General features: G+C 68.5%; 10 protein-coding genes. 8 read left to right on the forward strand and 2 right to left on the reverse strand.

The features are described 5' to 3' along the window. The 8 genes from EKL94_RS15610 to EKL94_RS15645 form a co-directional block, all read left to right on the forward strand. On the forward strand, positions 1-812 hold an 812-nt coding region (locus EKL94_RS15610), incomplete at its 5' end, for a TldD/PmbA family protein (protein ID WP_148105809.1). 21 nt (positions 813-833) lie between these two features. Then, positions 834-2,168: a TldD/PmbA family protein gene (locus EKL94_RS15615; RefSeq protein WP_126929780.1), complete on the forward strand. Its 1,335-nt coding sequence runs from the start codon at positions 834-836 to the stop codon at positions 2,166-2,168. Next, positions 2,168-2,875 carry a DUF4159 domain-containing protein gene (locus EKL94_RS15620; protein WP_126929781.1) on the forward strand — a complete coding sequence of 236 codons (708 nt, stop codon included), beginning with the start codon at positions 2,168-2,170 and terminating at the stop codon, positions 2,873-2,875. The genes EKL94_RS15615 and EKL94_RS15620 overlap by 1 nt, the downstream gene beginning before the upstream one ends. Positions 2,876-2,891: 16 nt before the next feature. Further along, a complete protein-coding gene (locus EKL94_RS15625; RefSeq protein ID WP_126929782.1) occupies positions 2,892-3,875 on the forward strand; it encodes an AAA family ATPase in 984 nt (327 codons plus the stop codon). 7 nt (positions 3,876-3,882) lie between these two features. Continuing rightward, positions 3,883-4,779 (forward strand): DUF58 domain-containing protein, encoded by an 897-nt coding sequence (locus tag EKL94_RS15630; RefSeq protein ID WP_126929783.1) that lies wholly within the window; start codon positions 3,883-3,885, stop codon positions 4,777-4,779. Continuing rightward, on the forward strand, positions 4,776-5,897 hold the full coding sequence (locus EKL94_RS15635; protein WP_126929784.1) for a BatA domain-containing protein: 1,122 nt from the start codon (positions 4,776-4,778) through the stop codon (positions 5,895-5,897). The genes EKL94_RS15630 and EKL94_RS15635 overlap by 4 nt, the downstream gene beginning before the upstream one ends. Continuing rightward, a complete protein-coding gene (locus EKL94_RS15640) occupies positions 5,894-8,068 on the forward strand; it encodes a hypothetical protein (protein WP_126929785.1) in 2,175 nt (724 codons plus the stop codon). Before EKL94_RS15635 ends, EKL94_RS15640 begins: the two co-directional genes overlap by 4 nt. Then, positions 8,065-9,873 carry an amino acid adenylation domain-containing protein gene (locus EKL94_RS15645; protein ID WP_126929786.1) on the forward strand — a complete coding sequence of 603 codons (1,809 nt, stop codon included), beginning with the start codon at positions 8,065-8,067 and terminating at the stop codon, positions 9,871-9,873. Before EKL94_RS15640 ends, EKL94_RS15645 begins: the two co-directional genes overlap by 4 nt. A 99-nt stretch (positions 9,874-9,972) precedes the next feature. Here EKL94_RS15645 and EKL94_RS15650 read toward each other — a convergent pair whose 3' ends face one another. Beyond that, positions 9,973-10,647 carry a hypothetical protein gene (locus tag EKL94_RS15650; protein ID WP_126929787.1) on the reverse strand — a complete coding sequence of 225 codons (675 nt, stop codon included), beginning with the start codon at positions 10,645-10,647 and terminating at the stop codon, positions 9,973-9,975. Between the two features lie 39 nt (positions 10,648-10,686). Beyond that, positions 10,687-11,205, reverse strand: a complete 519-nt coding sequence (locus tag EKL94_RS15655; RefSeq protein WP_126929788.1) for a hypothetical protein — start codon at positions 11,203-11,205, stop codon at positions 10,687-10,689. Positions 11,206-11,399 lie beyond the last annotated feature (194 nt).

Consider the following 11,399-nt stretch of genomic DNA (forward strand, 5'->3'; position numbering starts at 1 on the left):
CCAAGCAGGCACAGGAAAAGCTGAAGGCACCGTCGGTGAAGCCGGGCAAGTACGATCTGGTGCTCGACCCGTCGCACACCTGGCTGACCATCCACGAGTCGATCGGCCACCCGCTGGAGCTGGACCGTGTGCTTGGCTACGAAGCCAACTACGCCGGCACCAGCTTCGCCACCTTGGACAAGCGCGAACAGCATTTCCAGTACGGCAGCGAGCTGGTCAACATCTTCGCCGACAAGACCCAGCCGGGCAGTCTCGGCGCGGTGGCGTACGACGATGAAGGCGTGAAGTGCAAGCGCTGGGACCTGATCAGCAACGGCAAGCTGGTGGATTACCAGACCATCCGCGACCAGGCCCACATCCTCGGCAAGACCGAGTCCGACGGCTGCTGCTACGCCGACTCGTGGTCCAGCGTGCAGTTCCAGCGCATGGCCAACGTGTCGATGGCACCGGGCAAAAAGCCACTGAGCGTGCCGGACCTGATCAAGGACGTGGAGAACGGCATCTACATCATCGGCGACGGTTCGTTCTCGATCGACCAGCAGCGCTACAACGCGCAGTTCGGCGGCCAGCTGTTCTACGAGATCAAGAACGGCCAGATCACCCGCATGCTGGAAGACGTGGCCTACCAGATCCGCACGCCGGAGTTCTGGAACGCCTGCACCGCCGTGGCCGATGAGAGTGACTACCGCCTGGGCGGTTCGTTCTTCGACGGCAAGGGCCAGCCGGGCCAGGTCTCGGCGGTCTCGCACGGTTCGTCCACCGCGCGCTTCAACGGCATCAACGTCATCAACACCGCACGCAGCCTCGGCTGATCGGTCAGGAGCCCTTACACCATGAGTATCTTCACCGAAGCCCAGGCCAAGGCCATCCTCGACAAGGTCATCGCCCTGTCCAAGGCCGACGAATGCACCGCCGTGCTGGCCGGCGCAATCAGCGGCAACATCCGTTTCGCACTGAACAATGTCTCCACCAGCGGCATCGTCGACAACACCGAGCTGGCAGTCACCGTCGCCTTCGGCAAGCGCGTCGGCACCGCCTCGATCAACGAGTTCGACGACGCCGCGCTGGAGCGCGTGGTGCGCCGTGCCGAAGACCTGGCCAGGCTGGCCCCCGAGAACCCGGAGTTCATGCCGGCCATCGGCAAGCAGAGCTACCGTGCCAGCCCGACCTTCAGCGAATCCACCGCTGCCATCGATCCGGCCTTCCGCGCCAAGGTCGCCGCCGATTCGATCGCCCCGTGCCGTGGCCACGGCCTGATCGCCGCCGGCTTCCTCGAGGACGGCCAGGGCTTCCAGGCCACCGCCAACAGCAATGGCAACTTCGCCTACCAGCGCACCACCAACTTCGACTACACCTGCACCGTGCGTACCGAAGATGGCCGCGGTTCGGGCTGGGTCGGCCGCAACCTGAAGGATGCCGCCGACTTCAAGGCCGACCAGGACATCCGCATCGCCATGCGCAAGGCCACTGAATCGGCCGAAGCCAAGGCGCTGGAGCCGGGCAAGTACACGGTGATCCTGGAACCGGCCGCAGCCGCGGGCCTGATCAGCTTCATGATGAACTTCTTCAGCGCACGCTCGGCCGATGAAGGCCGCAGCTTCCTGTCGAAGAAGGGCGGCGGCAACAAGCTGGGCGAGCAGGTCTACGACCCGCGCGTGACCATGATTGCCGACCCGTGGCATCCGGATGCACCGGTGCTGCCGTGGGACAGCGAAGGCATGCCGCGCGAACGCATCGCCATCATCGAGAACGGCAAGATCGCCAACCTCGACTACTCGCGCTTCTGGGCGCAGAAGCAGGGCAAGACCGCCAAGGCAACGCCGGGCAACCTGCTGATGAGCGGCGGTGACAAGAGCACCGCCGAACTGGTGCGCGGCACCCAGAAGGGCATCCTGGTCACCCGCACCTGGTACATCCGCATGGTCGACCCGCAGACCGTGCTGCTGACCGGCCTCACCCGCGACGGCACCTTCTACATCGAGAACGGCCAGATCAAGCACCCGGTGAAGAACTTCCGCTTCAACGAATCGCCGGTGATCATGCTCAACAACATCGAAGAGCTGGGCAAGCCGGTGCGCGTGGCCGGTGATGAATCCAGCTACGTGATGATGATCCCGCCGATGAAGCTGCGCGATTTCACCTTCACCTCGCTGTCCGACGCGGTCTGATGGATCGCCGGGCCTGCCTGCGCTGGTTGGCCGCTGCCGCTTCGGCGGCGGCGCTGCCGGCCTTCGCGCAGGGGGGCCCGCGCAGTTCGCGCTACGACTTCTGGTTCACCCGCCTGCAGTACGACTCCGGTGACTGGGACGTAGACGCGCGCATGCCGTCCAACCTGATCACCTCGCTGATCGACTACACCTCGCTGCGCGTGGACCCGCAGGAGCACGTGGTGGCGCTGGCCGACCCGCGCATGCTGGAAGCGCCGTTCTGCTACCTGGCCGGGCACACGCTGGTGGAGTTCAACGCCGCCGAGCGGCAGAACTTCGTGCGCTATGTGCGCAATGGCGGCTTCGTCTTCGTCGACGACTGCAACCACGACATCGATGGCCTGTTCGCTACCTCGTTCGAAGCGCAGATGGGTCGCCTGTTCGGCCCGAAGGCATTGCAGAAGCTGCCCAACAGCCACGCGCTGTACCGCAGCTTCTTCCACTTCCCGGATGGCCCGCCTGCCACCAGCTTCGAACTCAACGGTTGGGGCGACGATCTGGTGCACGACTACCTGAAAGGCATCGAGGTCGATGGCCGCCTGGGCTTGCTCTACAGCAACAAGGACTACGGCTGCGAGTGGGATTACGACTGGCGCAACAAGCGCTTCCTGGCCGAAGACAACACCCGCTTCGGCGTCAACATCGTGATGTACGCGTTGAACAATTGATAGGACCTGCACGCCCATGACCTCCCCCGACCTCGATTCCCTGCTGCCGCGCTTGGAAGAGCTGCGCGCCGCGCTCGCACGCGCAGTGGTGGGCCAGAACACCGTGGTCGAGCAGCTGCTGATCGGACTGCTGGCCGGCGGCCACTGCCTGCTGGAAGGCGCCCCCGGGCTCGGCAAGACCCTGCTGGTGCGCTCGCTCGGCCAGGCACTGGAACTGCAGTTCCGGCGCGTGCAGTTCACCCCGGACCTGATGCCCAGCGACATCCTCGGCACCGAGCTGCTGGAGGAAGACCACGGCACCGGCCATCGCCATTTCCGCTTCCAGCAAGGCCCGATCTTCACCAACCTGCTGCTGGCCGACGAACTCAACCGTACCCCGCCCAAGACCCAGGCCGCACTGCTGGAAGCGATGCAGGAGCGCACGGTCAGCTACGCGGGCACCACCTACGCGCTGCCCGCGCCGTTCTTCGTGCTGGCCACGCAGAACCCGATCGAGCAGGCCGGCACCTACCCGCTGCCGGAAGCGCAGCTGGATCGTTTCCTGCTGCACGTTCTGGTGGATTACCCGAGCGAAGACGAAGAGCGGCAGATCCTGGAACAGACCACCGGCGGTGCCACCGACGCGGTGCCGAAGGTGATGGACGCCGAGGCGGTGATCGCACTGCAGGCCGCCGTGCGCCAGGTGCATGTCAGCCCGGACGTGCTGGCCTGGATCACCCGCCTGGTGCGTGCCAGCCGGCCAGGTGAAGGCGCACCGGCCGCCATCAACCAATGGGTGAAATGGGGCGCCGGCCCGCGTGCGGGTCAGTCGCTGGTGCTCGCCTCGAAAGCACGTGCGCTGCTGCAGGGCCGGTTCGCCGCCACCCGCGAGGATGTGCAGGCACTGGCCGCGCCGGTGATGCGCCATCGCCTGCTGCTGTCGTTCGCCGCCGAGGCCGAGCAGAAGCGTGCCGACGACGTGGTCGCCGCCCTCCTGCAGGCCGTGCCGTTCCCGGGTTGATCCACGCGTGAACGCCGGTACCCCGCTGACCTTGCCACCGGAACTGCGTGCGCGCCTGCGCCTGCTGCGGTTGCGGCCGCGCCTGGCCAGCGGCGCCAGTGGCATCGGCCAGCACGCCAGCCGCAGCCGCGGTGCCGGTCTCGAATTCGCCCAGTACCGTGCCTACGAGCCCGGCGACGAACTGCGCCAGATCGACTGGAAGCTGTACGCCCGCTCGGACCGCTTCTTCGTGCGCGAATCCGAACGCGAGAGCCCGATCACGATCTGGCTGCTGCTGGACGCGACCGCATCGGCCGGCCAGGCCGACCGCACGTCGCCGCAACGCACGCGCCTGGACCACATGCGTGGCGTCGCCGCCTGCGTAGTTGAACTGGCCCTGCAGCAGGGTGACCGTTTCGGCCTGCTGGCGATCAATGGCGATGGGCTGCAGCTGGTCCCCGCGGCGAACGGCGCACGCCAGCGTGACCGCGTGCATCTGCAACTGCATGCCTTGCAGGCGCGCGGCGCCTGGCCTGCGGCCGATCGCCTTCGGCCGCTGTGGGAGCGCGTGCGCCCGGGCGACCTGTTGCTGGCGATCGGCGACGGCTTCGACGACGCCGGCATCGTGTTGCTGGAACAACTGGCCAGCGCGCGCCGCGAAGTGGCACTGCTGCAGATCCTGACCGCCGACGAGCGCGACTTCCCGTTCGACGCCGGCCATCGCTTCCGCGACCCGGAAACCGGCGAGGAACTGCTGGGCGACGGCGCTGCGATCCGCGCCGACTACCTGCAGCGCTTCGCTGATGCACGCAGCGCATTGCATGCGCGCCTGCAGGCCAGTGGCATCGCCAGTGCCACCGGCTGGCTCGACCAGCCTCTGGACCAGGCACTGCAGGCGCTGTTCGGCCGTGGGGGCGGTGCATGACCCTGCTGTTCCCGCTCGGCCTCGCCGCGCTCGCCGCAGGGCTGCTGCCGCTGCTGATCCACCTCGCCCGGCGCCATCCGTATACGCCGCGGGATTTCGCCGCGCTGCGCTGGCTGCGTGCACAGATCCGGCCGCGCCAACGCATCCGCTTCGATGACTGGCCGTTGCTGCTGGTGCGCCTGCTGTTGCTGGCCACGCTGGCGTTGCTGCTGGCACGACCGGCGTTGACCGGCCCCGCTCCTGCCCCCGATGCGTGGACGGTGGTGGCCCCTGGGCTGGACGCCGCAGCACTGCGTGGTACCGCTGCGGACCGCACCTGGCACTGGCTGGCACCCGGCTTCCCCGCCATCGACCAAGCACCGCCTGCGTCCAGCGCGTCGCTGCCCAGCCTGTTGCGTGAACTGGACGCGCAGCTGCCCGCGGGCACCGCGTTGACCGTGCACGTTCCCGATCCCCTGCCCGGTCTGGATGGCGCCCGCCTGCAGCTGTCGCGCGAGGTGCGATGGCACACGCAGCCGATGCCGGTCACCCCGCCGCAGACTGCAGCGGCACTGCCGCGGCTACGCGTACACGGCGAGGCATCCGCCACTGCCCAGCACTGGTTGAACGCACTGCAGCGCGCGTGGGGCGTGCAGGCACTGCCCTCGCCCTTGGCGGGGGATGCCCTGCCCGAACGCGGCGAGATCGGCGTGTGGAGCCGCAACGATGCACTGCCAGCAAACTGGCAGGCGTGGTTGCGCGACGGCGGTCGTATCGTAACCGCCGGCAAGCCTGCTGCCAGCGCCCGCATCCTGCTGCGCGACGCCGAGGGCGCACCGCTGCTGTGGCAGCAACGCATCGGCCACGGCTCTCTGCTGGCGCTGCCGGGCGACTGGAACGCCGCCAGTAATACTGCGCTGCGCGATCCGCAGTTGCCGCGTGCCCTGCTGCTGGCGCTGCAGCCACCCACGGCCCCGCGCCTGGGCGATGCACGTGACCACGCACCGCGCCGGACCGTATTGCCTGCTTCAACACCGCCGCTGCGAGAGCCGACGCCTTGGCTGTTGCTGGCCATCGTGCTGCTGTTCGCGCTGGAACGCTGGATGGCCAGCAGTGCCCAGCGCAGGGTGGGCGCATGAACACCCTGCAGCACGCCTGGCAACGCGCACGCCGCCGCCGTGCGCTCATCACCCTGCTGCTGGGCCTGCCATGGGCGCTGGCCGCGGCGGTGCTGGCCCTGCGTCTGGCAGGCTTCGATATCGCCTGCGTGGTCGGCACGGTCAGCCTGCTCGTGTGTGCGGCCTTCGCCACCGCGCGTGCCCGCCAACTGGACCGGCAATGGCTGCAGCGCCAGCTCGATGGCAGCGGTGCCAGCGAGGACAGTGCCGATCTGCTGTTCGCCGATGCCGCCACGCTCAATCCGCTGCAGCAGCGCCAGCGTACGCATGTGCTGGTTACGCTGGAACGCGCGATGCCGGAGCTGCGTCCGCGCTGGCCGCGTGGGGCACTGACGCTGTGCTGGATCACAGGCCTGGCCATTGTTGTGCTGGCAGTCGGCTGGCCACGTTCGAACCCCGGTTCCGCGCCCGCCCTCACGTCGGCGCCTGGCAGCATGGCTGCCGCGGGCCCGCTGCGCCTGCAGTCCACCCGCCTGCGCATTGACGCGCCGGCATATACCGGCCAGGCCACGCTTACCCAGAATGCCCTGGACGCCAAGGTTGCCGCCGACAGCCGGCTGTCCTGGTCCTTGCGCTTCGATCGCGCACCGGACAAGGCATGGCTGCAGTTCCACGATGGTCGCCGGTTGCCGCTGAGCGAGCACGAAGGACAGTGGCAGGCGCAGGATGTGGCACGCATGCCGGTGCTGTACCGCGTGGTGAGCGAACCGGCACTGGCAGAGACCCGCCTGCATCGGCTGGATGTGGTGGCCGACCGTGCACCCAGCGTGCGCGTGCTGGAGCCCGCCGCCAGTCTGGTGCTGGGCACGCCGGGGCAACGGCAGTGGGCACTGCGCTTCGAGGCCAGCGATGATTACGGTGTCGCGGCACAGGCAACGCTGTCGATCACCACCACCCAGGGCAGCGGTGAGAACATCACCTTCGTGAAGCGCAGCGTCACGCTTGCCGGCAGCGGCGAAGCCACCGCGCGACGTTTCGCCCACACCCTTGATCTGGCTGCGCTGGGCGCGCAGCCCGGCAACGATGTGATCGCCCAGCTGGAAGTGCGCGACAACCATGCACCCACGCCGCAGACCGGGCGCAGCAGCAGCGTGATCCTGCGCCTGCCCAGCGCTGAAGTCGCGCTCGGTGCAGAGCTCGAGGGCCGCATCAAGAAGACCCTGCCTGCGTACTTCCGCAGCCAGCGGCAGATCATCATCGATGCCGAAGCGCTGATCCGGCAGCGACGCAGCCTGGCCGCCGAGGACTTCGTGAAGCGCAGCGATGCGATTGGTGTCGACCAGCGCATCCTGCGCCTGCGCTACGGCCAGTTCCTGGGCGAGGAAAGCGAAGGTGCGCCGAAGCCGCCGCCGACCAGCGACCTGCCCACCAGCGATACGCCGGCCGCAGACGACCACGACCATGACGACGATCACGATCACGACCATGGCGCCGACGCAGGCGCGCACGACGCGCATGGCCACGATCACGGCGGCAAACCGGCCAATGCCGATACGCCACCGGTGTTCGGCAGCGACACCGACGTGCTCTCCGAATACGGACACACCCATGACCACGCTGAGGCGGCCACCCTGCTCGATCCGCAGACCCGCGCCACGTTGAAGGCCGCGCTGGACCAGATGTGGTCGGCCGAAGGCGAGCTGCGCCAGGGCCGACCGGAGCAGGCATTGCCCTTCGCCTACAAGGCATTGGGCTTCATCAAGCAGGTACAGCAGGCCGAACGCATCTATCTGGCCCGGGTCGGGCCGGAGCTGCCGCCGATCGATGAAGGCCGTCGCCTCGGCGGTGATCGCGCCGGACTGGCCAGTCGTGAACTGCTGTTGGCCGCGCGCACTCCGCCGGATCCGGCCATCGTTGAAGCCTGGCAACGCCTCGGTGATGACAACGGCGCACCGGATCTCGATGCGCTCGCGGCCTGGCAGCAGCGCAACGCGGCCTACCTGCCCGATGCACTGGATCTGGCCGCGGCCATCGAGCAGCTGCGCATCGAGCCCGACTGCAGCGCCTGCCACCAGCGCCTGCGCGCGCAGCTGTGGCGGGCGCTGCAGCGTCCACTGCCGCAGGCGATGCGGCGCAACGCGGCCGATGCGATGGGCCAGCGCTACCTCGATGCGCTGGAGGCGCAGCCATGACCACCTCCAGCCTGAACCTGTGGATTGCGCTGGCACTCGCTGTGGTCGTGGTCATCGCCAGCGTGCGCCACCTGCGTGGAAGCACCGCGCACCCGGGCCGCCGGTGGAGCGTGATCGCGCTGCAGATCATCGCCGCCACGCTGCTGTATTTCTGCCTGGTGCCGCCCACCCGCCAGCAACCCGCAGGCGGGCTGGTCGTGCTCGGAATCGATGCCGGCAAGGCCGGCGCACTTCCGGCCAGCGAAGGCCCGCTGTTGCTGTTGCCGGAAGCTGCCGATGTGCCCGGCGCACAGCGCGTTCCCGATCTGGCCACCGCGCTGCGCCAGCATCCGGCCTCCACGCTGACGCTGGTCGGTGCGGGTCTGGCCGCGCGTGACCGCGATGCGGTGCTGCCGCCGGATGTACGTTGGCAGGCCGCACCGGAGCCGCGCGGCTGGATCGCACTGCAACCACCGGTCGATGTCGCCCCCGGTGCACGCTTCGACGTACAGGCACAGGCGCGTGGCGCGGCCAAGACGAAAGCAGAACTGCTCGACCCGGCCGACAGCGTGGTCGATCGCACGGAGGTTGCCGACGACGGCCGCGTGCAGCTGAGTGGCATCGCACGTGCCGAAGGCCGCAGCGTGTTCCAGCTGCGCCTGCTCGATGCCGACGGCCATGTGCTGGACAGCGTACCGGTGCCGCAGCAGACCCTGCCGGCCGCACCGCTGCGCCTGCTGGTGCGCGCCAGCGCGCCGGGTCCAGAGCTGAAGTACCTGCGCCGCTGGGCAGCCGATGCCGGCATCCGTGTGCAGGTGCAGGCGGATACCGGGGCCGGACTCAGCGTGGGTGATGGCGCGGTGGCGATCGATGCAGCATCACTCACGCGCAGCGATCTATTGCTGCTGGACGAGCGCAGCCTGGCGGCATTGAGTGCGGGCCAGCTGGCCGCCGTGCGCCAGGCGCTGCGCGATGGACTGGGCGTACTGGTGCGCAGTGCGGGCGCACCTTCGGCCAGTGCGCGCCAGCGCCTCCGCGATCTGGGCCTGCCAGTGCAGGGCGATGGCAGCAGCCGCCCCCTCGAACTTCCCGGCGATGGCGAAAGCGCGGTCCTCGCCGCACGACGTGGCCCGCTCGCCGCCGGCACGTTGCCGACCGGCTACGGCGAAGAGGCCGACCGCAGCTCGCACAATGCCGCCCTGCCCGCGCTCGAGTCGCTGGCGCTGCAGGTGCCGGGCGGCAGCGCGCTGCTGCACGATCGTGCCGGCAACGCCATCGGCGGCTGGCGCGCGGTCGGCAAGGGCCGCATCGGCCAGCTGCCGCTGACCGACAGCTGGCGCTGGGTGCTGGCCGGGCGCGATGACCGCCACGGCGAACTCTGGAGCAGCGTGGTGGCCACCCTGGCGCGTGCACAGGGCAGCGCTGATGCACTGTGGTCACCAAAACCGATCAGCTGGGCTGGTGAACGGCAGGCGCTGTGCGGCGTGCAGGCGCCGCTGCAGGCCTTCAACAAGCGTGGCGACGATGTACCCCTGATCGTCGATGGCGCGACGTCGGCGCTGCGCTGCGCCGGCTGGTGGCCCCGTGAGGCAGGCTGGCAGCGCCTGCAGCATGGCGACAGCATTGTCTGGCGCTATGTGTTCGACCCGAAGGATGCACCGACGCTGCATCGGCAGGCGATGATCGATGCGACCACGCAGGCGTTGGCCTCCAGTACGCCGGCAAACGCGTCGGCGATGCAACCCGTGGCGGGCTCACGCTGGCCGTGGTGGCTGGCGTTCGTGTTGTGCGCATCGCTGCTGTGGTGGCTGGAACGGCGGCGCTGACCGCATCGATTGGATCGCGGGCAGCATCCACGCATGGCGTGGATCTACTGGCCGGTTGCCCTGGTAGATGCCAACCTTGGTTGGCGCCTTTCCACGGGGTCAGCGCTTGCCCGTACGCCGGTACACGCCATTGAAGCGCACGTTCATGCCACCGCATTCGCTGTTGTCGGCCACGATCAGCACCTCACCCAGCGAATGCACGCGCACCTTGCAGGTGTCCTCAACGAACTCGACGTCGGCACCACGCGGCGCGGCGCGCGCTTCCACCTGGCCCAGGTTCGGCCCGTAGGGACGCTGCTCCGGCGTGGGATTGGCAGAGGGCCAGTAGGCGTCCCCCTCCACATGCAGTTGCCCACCCTGCACGGTGATGCGCAGTCCGTTGTCGCCATCCTTCCAGTCGCCCGCCCAGTCCCGCAGCGACGGTACGACCACCGGCAACGCCTGCAGCTTGCTGCGGTCCACCCAGCCGGCACTGCCACCCACCTTGTTCGGGAAGAACGCGCAGCGGTAGCGGCCAAGATCACGCCCGGTCACCACGGTATCGCCGTTGACCACATAGCTGCGCTGGCGGCAGGCCGGTTCGCCCTTGGCCGGGCAGCCGTCCATGTCGCCAAGCAGGTACAGACGGGGTGCATCGACGACCCTCGCCAGCGCGAACCGGCTCTGTTCGGAAGGGAACGCACCGTTGCGGCAGGCGCCATCGCCCGCGATGCCAGCAGCGAAGGCGGACGCCGGCAGCAATGCGGCCAGCAGGCAGATCGAACGCAGGAGCATGGCAGCACTACCGATGGGGAGCCGGCAGGATATACCGGCCTACTTCACCTGCGATGCATCACCGGCATCCTGCTCCTGGGAGAACCGCAGCGCACGCTGCCGCTGTTCGGCACTGAGCTCCGGCGGTGGCCGCGCCACCGCGGCCTGGATCTGCGCCGGTCCGCCGGTGAGTTTGTTGATCCCCTTGGCCGCCGCCATCACACCCTTGACCACGCCCATCATGATGTAGCCGCCGCCCATGCTGACCTGCTCCGGCGATGGCGGTTCGCTCCAGTCGCGGCTGAAGCGGTTGTCGCCGAACTTCACCGGGTTCTTGAAGCGGTACAGATCCAGCGGCTCGTCTTCCGGCTTGAGCGCACGCACTTCGCCGAGGGTGGTGACGTTGTCCTGCGGCAGGGCGGTGGAGATCGGTGCGGTGGCTACTGCCGGGGCATCGGCAGGGGGAACCGGTGCAGGATCGGGCACTGCCACTGGCGTGGCCTGCTGCGCCTGCGCGATGCCGGCCAGCAGCATGCCGGCCAGGAGGGCTCCCTGCGTTCCACGTCGTGCCACAGCCATCCACCCTGTTGGTTGCGTCCAGCGCCCAAGGATACGGATGCCGGCTTCAGATTTCGTTGCTGCACTGGCAGCTGTTCAGCCAAGGGAGATGCAGCGACGCCACGGGACGCGAGCACTGAACGGTTCACGCCCTCCGCGTGCGGTGTCTCACATCCTGAGACGTGAGTGTGGTGCCATGTGATCCCTCGCAATCC

It is taken from the genome of Stenotrophomonas maltophilia, from assembly GCF_003970865.1.
In the GTDB taxonomy this organism is placed as follows: domain Bacteria; phylum Pseudomonadota; class Gammaproteobacteria; order Xanthomonadales; family Xanthomonadaceae; genus Stenotrophomonas; species Stenotrophomonas maltophilia_AR.